Annotated in this window: 16 protein-coding genes and 1 riboswitch; of the genes, 6 read left to right on the forward strand and 10 right to left on the reverse strand. The window is 59.2% G+C overall.

What is annotated here, in order from left to right:
- Positions 1–47 precede the first annotated feature (47 nt).
- Complete coding sequence (locus tag QSK43_RS04705) at positions 48–872, forward strand: class I SAM-dependent methyltransferase (RefSeq protein ID WP_332302484.1); 825 nt, start codon at positions 48–50, stop codon at positions 870–872.
- A 96-nt stretch (positions 873–968) separates the two neighbouring features.
- On the opposite strand, the gene QSK43_RS04710 is transcribed toward QSK43_RS04705, so the two are convergent.
- The 4 genes from QSK43_RS04710 to QSK43_RS04725 form a co-directional block, all read right to left on the reverse strand.
- Positions 969–1,934, reverse strand: a complete 966-nt coding sequence (locus tag QSK43_RS04710; protein ID WP_332302485.1) for an aliphatic sulfonate ABC transporter substrate-binding protein — start codon at positions 1,932–1,934, stop codon at positions 969–971.
- Positions 1,935–2,226: 292 nt separating this feature from the next.
- Positions 2,227–2,715, reverse strand: a complete 489-nt coding sequence (locus tag QSK43_RS04715) for an Lrp/AsnC family transcriptional regulator (protein ID WP_045023131.1) — start codon at positions 2,713–2,715, stop codon at positions 2,227–2,229.
- 70 nt (positions 2,716–2,785) lie between these two features.
- Positions 2,786–3,430, reverse strand: a complete 645-nt coding sequence (locus tag QSK43_RS04720; protein WP_332302486.1) for a uracil-DNA glycosylase family protein — start codon at positions 3,428–3,430, stop codon at positions 2,786–2,788.
- Positions 3,423–4,016: a thermonuclease family protein gene (locus QSK43_RS04725; protein ID WP_332302487.1), complete on the reverse strand. Its 594-nt coding sequence runs from the start codon at positions 4,014–4,016 to the stop codon at positions 3,423–3,425. The genes QSK43_RS04720 and QSK43_RS04725 overlap by 8 nt, the downstream gene beginning before the upstream one ends.
- Positions 4,017–4,124: 108 nt before the next feature.
- Between QSK43_RS04725 and pdhS2 the strand changes: the two genes are divergently transcribed.
- A complete protein-coding gene (gene pdhS2 / locus QSK43_RS04730) occupies positions 4,125–5,660 on the forward strand; it encodes a two-component system sensor histidine kinase PdhS2 (protein WP_045023135.1) in 1,536 nt (511 codons plus the stop codon).
- A gap of 9 nt (positions 5,661–5,669) precedes the next feature.
- On the opposite strand, the gene QSK43_RS04735 is transcribed toward pdhS2, so the two are convergent.
- A complete protein-coding gene (locus QSK43_RS04735) occupies positions 5,670–6,074 on the reverse strand; it encodes a diacylglycerol kinase (RefSeq protein WP_332302488.1) in 405 nt (134 codons plus the stop codon).
- A gap of 8 nt (positions 6,075–6,082) precedes the next feature.
- Positions 6,083–7,117, reverse strand: a complete 1,035-nt coding sequence (gene cobT, locus QSK43_RS04740; protein ID WP_332302489.1) for a nicotinate-nucleotide--dimethylbenzimidazole phosphoribosyltransferase — start codon at positions 7,115–7,117, stop codon at positions 6,083–6,085.
- 131 nt (positions 7,118–7,248) lie between these two features.
- Between cobT and QSK43_RS04745 the strand changes: the two genes are divergently transcribed.
- The 3 genes from QSK43_RS04745 to QSK43_RS04755 are packed head-to-tail and all read left to right on the forward strand — an operon-like array spanning position 7,249 to position 8,952.
- The gene (locus QSK43_RS04745; RefSeq protein ID WP_332302490.1) at positions 7,249–8,034 is read left to right on the forward strand and encodes an adenosylcobinamide-GDP ribazoletransferase; all 786 of its coding nucleotides are present in this window, start codon (positions 7,249–7,251) and stop codon (positions 8,032–8,034) included.
- A 19-nt stretch (positions 8,035–8,053) separates the two neighbouring features.
- Entirely contained in the window at positions 8,054–8,248 is a 195-nt protein-coding gene (locus tag QSK43_RS04750; protein ID WP_332302491.1) for a DUF1289 domain-containing protein, read from the forward strand.
- On the forward strand, positions 8,245–8,952 hold the full coding sequence (locus QSK43_RS04755; protein ID WP_045023141.1) for a TIGR02281 family clan AA aspartic protease: 708 nt from the start codon (positions 8,245–8,247) through the stop codon (positions 8,950–8,952). The genes QSK43_RS04750 and QSK43_RS04755 overlap by 4 nt, the downstream gene beginning before the upstream one ends.
- A gap of 267 nt (positions 8,953–9,219) precedes the next feature.
- Here QSK43_RS04755 and QSK43_RS04760 read toward each other — a convergent pair whose 3' ends face one another.
- Positions 9,220–9,384 (reverse strand): hypothetical protein, encoded by a 165-nt coding sequence (locus tag QSK43_RS04760; RefSeq protein WP_332302492.1) that lies wholly within the window; start codon positions 9,382–9,384, stop codon positions 9,220–9,222.
- Between the two features lie 289 nt (positions 9,385–9,673).
- Positions 9,674–9,823: riboswitch (FMN riboswitch) on the forward strand.
- 119 nt (positions 9,824–9,942) lie between these two features.
- Here QSK43_RS04760 and ribB point away from each other — a divergent pair.
- Positions 9,943–10,584 carry a 3,4-dihydroxy-2-butanone-4-phosphate synthase gene (gene ribB / locus QSK43_RS04765; RefSeq protein ID WP_332302493.1) on the forward strand — a complete coding sequence of 214 codons (642 nt, stop codon included), beginning with the start codon at positions 9,943–9,945 and terminating at the stop codon, positions 10,582–10,584.
- A 75-nt stretch (positions 10,585–10,659) separates the two neighbouring features.
- Here the strand turns inward: ribB and QSK43_RS04770 are convergent, their stop codons facing one another.
- The 3 genes from QSK43_RS04770 to QSK43_RS04780 all read right to left on the reverse strand — a co-directional run bounded on the left by QSK43_RS04770 (position 10,660) and on the right by QSK43_RS04780 (position 13,270).
- Positions 10,660–11,421 (reverse strand): ABC transporter permease, encoded by a 762-nt coding sequence (locus QSK43_RS04770; protein WP_045023144.1) that lies wholly within the window; start codon positions 11,419–11,421, stop codon positions 10,660–10,662.
- Positions 11,418–12,344 carry an ABC transporter ATP-binding protein gene (locus QSK43_RS04775; protein ID WP_332302494.1) on the reverse strand — a complete coding sequence of 309 codons (927 nt, stop codon included), beginning with the start codon at positions 12,342–12,344 and terminating at the stop codon, positions 11,418–11,420. Before QSK43_RS04775 ends, QSK43_RS04770 begins: the two co-directional genes overlap by 4 nt.
- Positions 12,345–12,448: 104 nt before the next feature.
- Entirely contained in the window at positions 12,449–13,270 is an 822-nt protein-coding gene (locus QSK43_RS04780) for a sulfite exporter TauE/SafE family protein (RefSeq protein WP_332302495.1), read from the reverse strand.
- Between the last annotated feature and the right edge of the window lie 81 nt (positions 13,271–13,351).

A 13,351-nucleotide genomic window follows, 5' to 3' on the forward strand; every position in this document is an offset into this window, starting at 1 on the left:
TGCAGCTTACAGCAAGCATTCAACGAGATGCTGACGGATACCGCACGATGACGAAGAACCAGAAAATTGACGAAGAGGCGCTTGCCGAAGCCTATAACCGCGCACTTGCGCTTGAAAAAGCGGGTGACGTGGACGCGGCGGTGAAGGCCTATGAAGAGGTTCTGGCCATCGACCCGGAAGATCACGGCGGCGCAGCCGTCCGCATCGCCGCCATGGGCCGGGGCGAACCGCCGTCGAAAGCGCCGGACGCCTATGTCGAAACCCTGTTCGACCAGCACGCAGAAGCTTTCGAGGATATTCTCGTCGAACAGCTGGGTTACGCCGTGCCGATGATGGTGCGCCAGCGGCTGCAAACGCTAAAGCTCGGCCCCTTCACGCGCTTGCTCGATCTCGGCTGCGGCACCGGCCTCACCGGTGAAGCGCTGCGTGATATGGCCGACGACATCACCGGCATCGACATTTCCGAAAACATGGTCGAGCTTGCCCATGAGAAAGACCTCTACGAGACGCTTTATGTCGCGGAAGCGGAGGATTTTCTCGAAGACAATGACGACGAGCCCTTCGACATCATCACCGCAACCGATGTGCTGCCCTATCTCGGCGCACTGGAACCGCTATTTTTCGGCGCTGCCGAAAATCTCATTCCCGGTGGCCTGCTGATCTTCTCGTCGGAAACTCTACCTGAAGCAACCATGGCCGGACGCCCCTATATCGTCGGCCCGCACCAGCGTTTCGCCCATTCGGAAACCTATGTCCGCGAAAGACTGGCCGCGACCGGTTTTGACATCGTCGAAGTCACCGACATCAACGTGCGCATGCAGGACGGCAACCCGACACCGGGTCATCTGGTGATTGCCAAGCTCAAGGGCTGAGGCTGAGGCAGGCGCTCCCCAAAAGAAGCGCCTGCCTGAATCAACCTCTCAGCATTACCCGCCAGACGATTGAAGAGACTCGGCTTTCCGCCCGGCTCAACTGGCCTTTGGACGCCAGACGATATCCGCCACCTTGAGTTTCTTCGGCACAATTTTCAGATCGTAGAACTCGTCGGCCAGCGCCTGCTGATAGCTGATGGCCTCATCCGGAACCAGCGAGACGCGTCCCAGATCCGCACCCGGACGCGTCAGAGAGACCTTGGTGACATCCTGCGGAACGCCGGTAATCGCCGCCAGCAATTTCGCAGTCTCGTCGATATTGGCCTGCGCCTTTGTGCCGACGCTTGCAAGTTCCCTAAGGATCAGCGGCACGAGATCGGGATTGCTTTCCACGAAGTCGCCATTGGCGAGGAAATAGCTCCAGGGATCGACAATGCCCTCGGCAGTCGAGAGAACGCGCGTCGTCGGCTCCTTTTCCGCCACGGCGAAATAGGGGTCCCAGATCGACCAGGCGTCGATGCTGCCACTACGAAAGGCCGCCGCCGCATCCGGCGGGGCAAGGTCGACGGATGTTATGTCGTTCAGCGTCAGACCGGCCTTTCGCAATGCTTTTACAGTGACATTATGGGCGCTGGAGCCGCGTTTGAAGGCAACCTTCTTGCCCTTCAGGTCCGCCAGCGTCTTCAGCGGCGAATCCTTCTGCACAAGGATTGCCGATCCGCCAGCCGCGCCCTTGTAGGTGCCCACATAACGCAGATTGCCACCGGCGGCCTGCGCGAAGAGCGGCGGCACGTCGCCCGTCGGCCCGATATCCAGCGCGCCCGCCCCAAGAGCTTCGAGAAGCGGCGGCCCTGAGGAAAACTCCGACCATTTGACCTCGATGCCGTGATCCTTCAGAAGCGCTTCCAGCGCGCCCTGGCTTTTCGCCAGCGCGATCACGCCATTCTTCTGCCAGCCGATCCGCAATGTGGTGGTTGCGGCACCGGCCCGCCGGATATGCGGCAGAAACGCCGCCCCCGTTGCACCCGCAATCAGTCCCAATGTTCCGCGTCGTGTGAGCATGTGGATATCCTTCGCTGTTGCCATCCTTCGATAACAAAAGCGTAGATATTCGAGAGATTTTATCAAAATCTCGCTTTGCGCGGCGGAAGCATGAAGAGAATTGAATGTGCGAATTTGCCGTTGCAGGCGGAATAAGATTGCCGTGCCGCATCGGCAGGCCGCCGGGGCGCATTCCTCGGGCAACCGCCGGATGACCGGCCTGAACGGTTACGGAAAAGCAAACCGCAGAACGAAAAATGCCCTTCCCGGCAACCGGAAAGGGCATCGATCAAAGGGCCTTGATCAGAGAGGATCAATCCTCACCGGACTTGGGATTGTCCAGCAGCATGTAATCGAGCGGCAGTTCCGTCGTATATTTGATCTGCTCCATCGCAAAGGCCGACGACACATCGCGAATTTCGATCTTGGCGATCATCCGCTTGTAGAAGGCGTCATAGGCCGCGATGTCAGGCACAACGACGCGCAGCAGATAATCGACATCACCGCTCATGCGATAGAACTCGACAACTTCCGGAAACTCGGAAACCACCTCGGAAAACCGCTTCAGCCATTCGATGGAATGGGAGGCGGTGCGGATGGAGACGAAAACGGTGACCTTGGTGTTGACCTTGACCGGATCGAGCAGCGCCACGCGCCGGCGGATAACGCCGTCCTCTTCCATCTTCTGGATGCGCCGCCAACAGGGCGTCGTGGAAAGGCCGACCTTTTTCGCCAGATCGGCAACGGCCAGCGTGGAATCCTCTTGCAGAATGCGCAAAATCTTACGGTCTAGGCGATCCAATGCGTCTACCCTCCTGAATTAATTTCCTTTCAATACACTATTTTTCACAAAAAAACAGAAAATTGTTTCACTAAAGCCGCATTTCCACATGTTCCCGCAGAACCGGAAGCAACTCCTCCGTAAACCACGGGTTCTTCTTCAGCCAGCCGGTGTTGCGCCAGCTTGGATGCGGCAGGGCTAAAATGGCCGGTCCCGAATTCGCGTGAAAATAGCTGCGCCAATCGCGCACGGTTTCGGTCATGGTTTTTCGCCGCCTTTCGCCAAGGTGAAAGGCCTGAGCATATTGGCCGATGGCAAGGATCAGCTCCACCTGCGGCATCGCCGCCATCACCCGCTCACGCCATTGCGGCGCGCATTCGCGCCGTGGCGGCAGGTCGCTGCCCTTGTCGTCATAACCGGGAAAACAGAACCCCATGGGCACGATGGCGAAGCGGTCCGGGTCGTAGAACGTCTCCCGATCCACATTCAGCCATTGGCGAAGCCTGTCGCCGGAAGCATCGTTGAAGGGCAGACCCGTTTCATGAACGCGAAGCCCTGGCGCCTGCCCCGCAATCAGGATACGCGCCTTCGTCGACATCACGACCACCGGCCGGGGTTCATGCGGCAGACGTTCGTTGAACGGGGTATCGCGACAGATGCGACAGCGGGCGATCTCGCCGCGCAACCCGTCCAGCCCGTCATCACGCATCGGCAGGGTTCGATCCGTCTCAGCCATGATCCCATCCCAGAAGATGACGGACGATGGTGAGGAAACCCGTCGCGGGCGTGTCCAGATCCGCTGCGCGATGCTCGCGCCGCCACTCCGACGGTTTTTCGAATTCTCCGGCCCAGATGCCGCGGGCTTCTCTGCGCGCGCCAGCCTGCTCGCCGGAAAACTGGAAATAACCGGACGCAATGGCGAAACCCGCCGCCACCATTTCCGAGGAGACATCCCTGTCTCCCGCCGAACAATAAACCAGCAGCCGCCCGTAACGGTCTCGGGAACTGCCGGAACAGGAGAAAGCCGCACCCTCGATTATCCGTTGCAGAACACGGCGCGCCTCCGCGCCGCATGGCCAAGTTTCGCCGCCGCGCCGGCATGTTTGCGAAAGCTCCGGCGCATCGATGCCGAGCAGCCGGAACCGCTCGCTGCCCTTTGAAAGCGTATCGCCGTCGATCACGAAGAAACGGCCGGCATAGGTCTCGCTATTGATCTGGTCGAGCTTGGCGGCGATCAGAATACCGAGAAAAACCATGGCGAGAAAAAGCCCCGCGTCGCGAAACATCGAAAAAAAGCCGCGTCTGCCTCCGTTTCGTCTCATGTCACAACAAACCCTTGTCAGAAATGGCAAACAAATCCTTTCACGACAGCATCTTCTTAAGATTTTGTGCGTAACGTGCAAAGGATTCATGTCACCTGCGTTGTAACAATGAGTAAAAGCGTCAGCACGTCCACCGATAAGATTATCGTCGACCGCTCGCGAAAGCACCGTAACAAGGCTGTTTTCGACACGGTGAAGACGACACGTGAACGCCTGCAACAAGGGGCCGGCGGCACCGAAGCCTATGAACGCGAAATGCTGACGATGCACATCGCCGAGACCCTCCAGGGCGCGATGATCATGCCGCTTTTCATCGTATTGGCCTCCATCATCGGTTTGTATATCACCCGTGATATCGGGCTTATCATCTGGTCGCTGATCGCACTGAGTTTCCATGCCATGTCTCTGGTGCTGGCCAAAAGAGCCGCAAAACAGGAGATCACGGCGGATAATCTGCCGAAATGGCGCAATCTCTTCCTCGGCATGCAGATCCTCATCGGCTGCGCCTGGGCCATGTTCGCGCTGGCCGAACCGGTGCGCAACGACCCGACGCTCGTTCTTTTCTTCAAGGGCGCGACGCTGCTGATCGCCCTCTCGCTCACCGCCATGGCCAATTTCATGCTGCGGCGGGCAACCTTCATGACCTTCCTGCCGGTGCTGGCTGCACTTTGCGTGACTTCGATCATCTCCCGCGATCCGTTCGATGTCGGCCTTGCTTTGATGTTCGGCATGGCGATCCTTTTCTGTCACCGCATCACCAGCCGGCTTTACCAGACCAGCATCAAGCTGCTTTCGTCGCAGACCGAAAAGGACGACCTGATCGCCGAACTCGAAGTCGCCAACTCGGTATCGGACGAGGCGCGGCGGCGTGCGGAAGAGGCCAACCTGGCGAAATCGCGCTTCCTCGCCTCCATGTCGCATGAACTCAGAACCCCGCTCAACGCCATTCTCGGCTTCTCCGAAGTCATGGCGTCGGAAGTGCTCGGTCCGCTCAACAATCCGCTCTACAGGGAATATTCCGGCGATATTCACCGTTCGGGCCAGCATCTGCTCGACCTTATCAACGAAATCCTCGACCTCTCGCGTATCGAGGCCGGCCGCTACGATCTCAACGAGGAATCGGTCTCGATGCTGGAAATCGCCGAGGATTGCATCGGCATGATCCAGCTTCGCGCCCGCGCCAAGACCATCAGGATTTCACAGCAATTCGAAAGCAGCCTGCCGCAGGTCTGGGCGGATGAAAAATCGATCCGCCAGGTGATCCTCAACCTTCTCTCCAATGCCGTGAAATTCACCCCGCAGGGCGGCGAAATTCTCGTAAAGGCGGGCTGGACGGCGGGCGGCGGGCAATATGTGTCGATCAAGGATAACGGCCCGGGCATTCCCGAGGATGAAATCCCCGTGGTGCTGTCGGCCTTCGGTCAGGGATCGATCGCGATCAAAAGCGCCGAACAGGGAACGGGGCTCGGCCTGCCCATCGTTCAGGCCATCCTCGCCAAACACGACGGCCAGTTCATCCTGAAATCGAAATTGCGCGAGGGTACCGAGGGCATCGCCATCCTGCCGGCGAAACGCGTGCTGCAAAGCCTGCCGGCCGTGGAGGAAACCCTCGCCATCCAGCCTCGTCGCCGGTCCTTTGCCTGAGGAAAATCCTCAGAAGAACAGCGCCATCACCAGCGAATACAGCACGAAAAATCCGTTTGCCGTCAAAAGGCAAAAGACGGCGAAGGAGCCGAGATCCTTGGCGTGCCGCCCGACCGAGGAGATTTCCGGCGAAATGCGGTCCACCAGCTCCTCTATCGCGGTATTGAGCGCCTCGACCGCAAACAGAAGCAGCATCAGCACCGTGAAGACGAGAAGATGCGCAAACGGCGCACCAGCGACCAGAAGCAGGGCAAGGCCGACGCCGAATGCGAGAACCTCGTGCCTGAACGCCGCTTCCTGCCACAGCCGGCCAAGCCCCTGCACGGAATAACGGGCAGCGGCAAAAAGATGCCGCCAACCCTTTTCCTTGCGGAAAACAGGTTCCGGTTGCTTCTTCTGCGGCGTTGCGTCCATCTTCGACCTCAATGCTCAGTGTGGGAACTGGCGCCAGTATCGACACCCGCAGCTTCGAAGGTCGCCATGCCGGAATGGCAGGCTGCGGCGGCCTTGACGATGCCGGCAGCCAAAGCCGCGCCCGTGCCCTCGCCAAGCCGCATGCCAAGCGCCAGGAGCGGCGTCTTACCGAGTTTCTCGACGGCGGCCAGATGGCCGGGTTCACCGGAAACATGGCCGATCAGGCAATGGTCGAGCGCCGAAGGAGTGATCGCCTTCAACAGCGCGGCAGCGGCAGTGGCCACATAACCGTCGATCAGGACGGGAATGCGCTGCACGCGCGCGGCAAGGATAGCGCCGGCAATCGCCGCAATCTCGCGCCCGCCAAGGCGGCGCATGATTTCGAACGGGTCGGAAAGATGGTCCTTGTGGAATTCCACCGCAGCCTTCACCGCCGCGATCTTGCGGGCCATGACCTCACCTTCCGAGCCGGTGCCGGGACCTGTCCACTCTTCCGCCGTGCCGCCATAGAGCGCCAGATTGATCGCCGCCGCGATGGTGGTGTTGCCGATGCCCATTTCGCCGACGCAGAGAAGGTCCGTGCCGCCGGCGATCGCTTCCATGCCAAACGCCATGGTGGCGGCGCAGTCGCGCTCGGAAAGGGCCGGCTCGCAGGTGATGTCGCCGGTCGGGTAATCCAGCGCCAGATCGAAAATCTTCAAGCCGAGATCGTTGGTAACGCAAATCTGGTTGATCGCCGCACCGCCAGCCGCAAAGTTTTCCACCATCTGCTGCGTCACCGATGTCGGATAAGGTGTGACGCCGTGCCGCGTGACGCCATGATTGCCGGCGAAGATCGCCACCAGCGGGCGGGTGACGGCGGGCGAACGGCCGGACCAAGCGGCGAGCCACATGGCGATCTCTTCCAGACGGCCGAGCGAACCGGCCGGTTTCGTCAATTGCGCATTACGCTCCTTGGCCGCGACCAGCGCATGCGTGTCCGGGCCGGGAAGCTCGCGCAGCAGCGCGCGGAAATCATCGAAGGGCAATCCGCTCATGCTCATGGTATCTGTCTTTCTCGTCGTCGGGTTGGCGGAAACTTGTGTTTTCCGGCAAATCGGTCTTTGTTGCGCCTCTCATAATCGCGGACGCGCCGCGGAACAACCGTAAATGCAAGCACAGCAACGGAGAGAGCATGAAGGCCGGGGATTTTATAACAGATGTCGTGCATTCCCTTGCCTTTCTCAGCCGCCTGCCGGTTCCCTCGCGCTTCTTCGGGAATGATGACGGCACCTCGATGCGACGGACTGCCCGCGCCTTTCCCGCCGCAGGCCTGCTCATCGCCCTGCCCGCCGCTTTCCTCGTGGTGGTCTTCACCGCTTTCGACACTTCGCCTCAGCTGACCGGCTGGCTCGCCATCGCCGTGACGGCACTGATAACGGGCGCGCTGCACGAGGACGGGCTGGCCGATATGGCCGACGGTTTCGGCAGCGGCAAGGACAAGGCAAGAACGCTTGATATCATGAAGGACAGCCGCATCGGCAGCTATGGCACGATCGCCATGATCCTGTCTTTCGCGCTGCGCGCCACGGCCCTCGCGTCCCTGATAGAGACCCTGCCGGGCAAGACAGCCGCCGCCTGCCTCATTGCAGCCCTTGTGATGAGCCGCGCCCTCATGGTGTGGCACTGGCAGGCGCTGCCCGCAGCCAAAGCCTCCGGCATTGCCGCCGGCGCCGGCCAGCCGGGCAAAGGCGAGCGCAACATCGCGCTTGCGACCGGGCTGCTGCTGCTCGTGCTCTTCACGCTGCACGCCCTGCCCTTTCTCGCGATAGTGGCCGTTCTGGCGGCAGCATGTCTGGCGGTGGCGCTTTTCGGCAGGCTCTGCGATAGGAAGATCGGCGGCCACACGGGTGACACTATTGGCGCCTGCCAGCAGATCACGGAGATCGTGATTCTCCTCGCCCTTGCCCTTGCGGCATGACGGCCTGATATAGATCATCATGGAAACGCCCTGCATTCATGTCTGCTCCCTCGATGCCACGAACAGCCTCTGCACCGGCTGCGGCCGCACGCTGGATGAAATCGGCGGCTGGGCGGGTTACAGCGACGAGAAGCGCCGCATGATCATGTCGGTGCTTCCCGAAAGACTGGCAAGAGCAGGCAAGGACACCTCCAGGGAGACGCACACCGCATGAACAGGCTGACTATCGTTCTCCTCTTGCTGGCCGTTGGTCTCGGCTTGCTTCTCGTCAATCACGACAGCGGCCGCACCTTCGGCATCGACAACGAGAAATTCGGACAGATCGTCTATCTTCTGCCGATCGCAGGATTGCTATCCGTCGGCATTCTGGCGGGAAGCCGCGGCAGCCTCGCCAGCGTCATCCGCCAGCTCGCCATCTGGCTCGTCATCATCCTCGGCCTCGTATCAGTCTATCTCTATCGTTACGACCTGCAATCCTTCGGCGACCGGCTGCTGGGCGGGCTGATGCCGGGTCGCGCGGTGGTGGTGACGACCGCTGGCGGCGAACAGGAGATCGTGCTGCACAAATCGATGAGCGGCCATTTCGAGGCGAATGTCGGCGTCAACGGCAAGACCATCCACATGCTCGTCGATACCGGCGCAAGCTCCGTGGTGCTCGCCAATGCGGACGCGGCCGAAATCGGTATCGACACAGCAAGCCTGCGCTACACCGTGCCGGTGATGACCGCGAACGGCCGCACGGCGGCAGCGCCCGTGATGCTGTCCGAGATCGGCATCGGCCCGATCGTGCGGAGCAACATCCCGGCCCTCGTCGCGCAGGACGGTCAACTGGACCAGAGCCTGCTCGGCATGAGCTTCCTGTCGACGCTCGGCTCGCTGCAGATGCAGACCGACGAGTTGAGATTGCGGGACAGATAAAACCGGCCGGACAAACAATTCTTGCTTGGATCAACAAGTTTCAAAATATAGCAAGAACAGGATGCCGACGCAGAGGTTTTTTACTCGGGTAAAGCGTGAAAATCCGAGGAAGAAACTCTCGATGCTTCATCAAACAATTGACATGCCAGTCGCCTCGTGAGATGGTTTTGCCAAGTCCAACGCAGGAGCGTCTTCACATGATCGGCCCTGATCCCATCCTACTCTGATCCGACAACAGAACACTGCTGGCAGGCGAAGCGTCAAATATCATTTTGGCGCTTTTTGTTTTTCGGAGACGCCAAGCGAGCGAACTTTTCGCTTGAGCTTGTATCCCTTGTATTTTTTCTCCATCGTTTGCAGAAGCTGCTCTCCAGTCTTCTTTGCCTCCTCCACATGCTCATAGATGCTGCGGATAGCGATCACGCGACGCATGAAATATACATTCATAAGAAATGAAATACATATAAATTTAATTTATACCGAATTTCCACTTAGGTAAGTAGAGTAATTATCTGCAAAAACCTTTGAATTTGGCAAATAGACTTCCACATCCCCAACCGTAAATCTCCCAAATGTAACCAGCAAAACTGGTTCTGCTCGCGCCTCCACAACAACGCAAAATTCAAATACCCATAGGCCCGATTTGAGATATTCTTTCTACTCCTCTCCCATTTGGCAGACCATTGCCGCTTGCTTCCCTCCCATCTGATAATTATGTTGGCAATGTTCTCAGGGCGGGGTGCAATTCCCCACCGGCGGTATCGGGAGTTTCCCGGAGCCCGCGAGCGCTTTCGGCCTCCAAAACCGAAAGGTCAGCAGATCCGGTGAGAGGCCGGAGCCGACGGTATAGTCCGGATGGAAGAGGACAAGGCATAGGACACCCGCGCTCCGCGGGCTTCGCAGTGCATTGTTCGCCCAAGGGATATTTGGCGCTTCTTGAAGCGCGAAAATGCCGCAAAACGGCATAACCCTTGAAAGGCCAGAAAGAAAATGACCATTGCTAAAATTGAAGACGCGATCGAAGCCATATCCCGTGGCGAGATGGTGATCGTCGTTGACGACGAGGATCGTGAAAACGAAGGCGATATCATCGCCGCTTCCGACAGCATCACGCCGCAGCAGATCGCCTTCATGATGAACCATGCACGCGGGCTGATCTGCGTCGCCGTGCCGGGCGAGCGTTTGGACGCACTCGACATTCCGCTGATGGTGTCGCGCAATACCGAATCCCTCAAGACGGCCTTCACCGTTTCTGTGGACTATATCCCCGGCACCACGACAGGCATTTCGGCGGCGGACCGGGCAAAGACGGTGCGTGCCCTGGTGTCGGAAGGCTCGCGTCCGGAAGACTTCGCCCGCCCCGGCCATATCTTCCCGCTGCGCGCCAATCCTGAAGGCGTGCTTGGCCGCACCGGTCACACCGAAGCGGCTGTCGATCTGTGCCGCCTCGCCGGCAAATACCCCTGCGGCACGATCTGCGAGATCGCCAATGACGACGGCACCATGGCCCGCCTGCCCCAGCTCGAAGTCTTCGCCGAACGCCACGGCCTGCTTGTCGTGACGATCAAGGACCTCGTTTCTTATTTGAAGAGCGAGGTTGTGGAAGAAGTGGCGCAGAAGCAGGTCGCCTGATCCGCGCATCCTGTATCCCGAATACGAAAACGCCCGGCCAGAGCCGGGCGTGAAGCGCGCGACAGATCTTGTCCGTCAGTTGCGCAGCCGGTAACCGGTCTTGAACATCCAGCTGACAATACCGAGGCATAATGCGAGGAACAGCGTGATCATCGCCAGGCTGATCAGAGGATTGACGTCGGCGATCTCGTAGAAGCTCCAGCGGAAACCGCTGATAAGATACAGCACCGGATTGAAATGGCTGACCGTCTGCCAGAAGGGAGGCAGCATGTCGATGGAATAGAAGCTGCCGCCGAGAAAGGTCAGCGGCGGCACCACCAGCATGGGGATGAGGTTCAGCTGTTCGAAATTCGTCGCCCAGATGCCGATGATGAAGCCGAACAGGCTGAAGCTCACGGCAGTCAACACGAAGAACAACACCATCATGAACGGATGGGCAATGGTGATGTCCACGAAGAAGGTGGCCGTTATCAGGATGATCGTGCCGATCATCAGGCCCTTGGTCGCCGCCGCCCCGACATAGCCGGCAACAATTTCCGGCATCGCCACCGGCGCGGACAATATCTCATAGACCGTTCCGGTGAACTTCGGAAAATAAATGCCGAAGGAACCGTTGCTGATGCATTGCGTCAGCAGCGTCAGCATGATGAGGCCGGGCGTTATGAACGCGCCGTAGGAAACCCCGCCAACCTCCTGAATCCTTGAACCGATCGCAGTTCCGAACACGATGAAATAGAGCGAAGTGGAGATGACCGGCGAAATCACGCTCTGCAACAGGGTGCGGCGCGTGCGTGCCATTTCGAACAGATAGATGGACTTGATGGCTTCGAAATTCATTTCTGGCCTCCCACCAGCGAGACGAAAATATCCTCAAGCGAACTCTGCCGCGTTGAAATATCCTTGAAGTGGATGTTGGCGGCGGAAAGGGCGCCCAGAAGATCGGCGATACGCCCCTGCTCGCCATTATCTGCGATTTCATAGGTAACGGTGCAGCGGTCATCTGAAAGCGTCAGGCCGAAAGGTGCAAGACTGTCCGGCAATTGCTCCACGGGCTGTGCAAGTTCGAGGAAAAGCTGCTTGCGGCCGAGCTTCTTCATCAGCGCCGTCTTCTCTTCCACCAACAGCAATTCGCCGCCATTGATGACGCCCACCCGGTCGGCGATCTCTTCCGCCTCCTCGATATAATGCGTGGTCAAAATGATGGTGACGCCCTTGGCGCGCAGCTCGGAAACCACATTCCACATGTCGCGGCGAAGGGTCACGTCCACGCCGGCGGTCGGCTCGTCGAGGAACAGAACCTTTGGTTCATGCGCAAGCGCCTTGGCGATCAGCACACGCCGTTTCATGCCGCCGGAAAGCTCCCGCAGCATATTGTCCTTCTTGTTCCAGAGCGACAGCGATTTCAGGATGCGCTCGATCAGTTCCGGGTTCTTCTTCTGCCCGTGCAGGCCGCGCGAGAAGCTGACGGTGTTCCACACCGTCTCGAACTGATCGGTCGTCAGTTCCTGCGGCACGAGGCCGATCAGGGCGCGGGTCTGGCGAAAATCCTTCACCACGTCATGGCCCCCGACAAATACCGAACCCTCGCCCGGATTGACGAGACCGCAGACGATCGAGATCAGCGTCGTCTTGCCTGCACCGTTCGGCCCAAGAAGAGCGAGAATCTCGCCTTCCCTGATATCGAGGCTGACACCCTTGAGCGCCTGAAAGCCATTTGCGTAGGATTTGGTCAGATTCCGTATCGAAACAATGGCATTCATGGCGAATCTTTCGAAAAACCGACAGAGATGCACGCCATATAGGCCGTAGAACGCTTAAATGCCAGCCCGGTGGGCTGAACACTGCGTTCGGCAGGTACGGAAAATCAGCCGTAGACGCTGTAGAAAAACTGTGCCGCCACGAAGACCAGAAACACACCGAAGGCGCGCTCCAGCTGCTTCTTGCTGAGCGCATGCGCCAACCGCGCACCATAGGGCGCGACAGCAAGCGTGATGGGGATGAGGAGCACAACGGCGATCCAGTTGATGAAGCCGGTGGAAAACGGCGGCAGGCCCGCATCGCCCCAGCCGGCCCAGATGTAGCCGAGAAGACCCGGCAGCGAAATCAGCACCCCGACACCCGAAGAGGTGGCGACCGCCTGATGAATGGTGCGTCCGTAAAACGTCATGAAGGTATTGTTCATCACCCCGCCGCCCACACCCATCAGGCCGGAGAAAAGCCCGATGCCGGTGCCTACCAGAAAACGGCCCGGATTTTTCGGCAGGTCGGAGCCGAGATGCCAGCTCGCTCGGTTGAAGATCATACGGAATGCGAGCGCAAGCGCGATGAAGGCGAAGATCAGCCGCAGGGCTATGCTGGAAGCATGCGCGGCGACCACCGATGCAAGGATGGTGCCGAGCGGCACGGCGACGATCCAGCCCTTCAGAAGATCGATATCGACGGCCCCCTTCTGGCGATGCGTCAGGAATGAGCGGATGGAGGTCGGCACGATGATGGCAAGCGACGTGCCGAGCGACAGATGCATGCGCACCGCCTCCGGCACATCCAGAAGCCCGAAGACATGGTAGAAGACAGGCACCAGCACCGCACCACCGCCAATGCCGAACAGCCCCGCCAGAAGACCGGCGACCACGCCCGCTGCTGCAAGCGCCGCAGCAAAGACCATTACCTCTGAAACAGGGGGCATGAAAGCAGGCTCCCAGGGGCCGTTGTCACAAACATGTGACGCTCATAGCGTATCAGAGATGGGCGGCAAGCCATCTTTGCC

It is taken from the genome of Rhizobium sp. GR12 (genome assembly GCF_036596185.1).
GTDB lineage: Bacteria > Pseudomonadota > Alphaproteobacteria > Rhizobiales > Rhizobiaceae > Agrobacterium > Agrobacterium nepotum.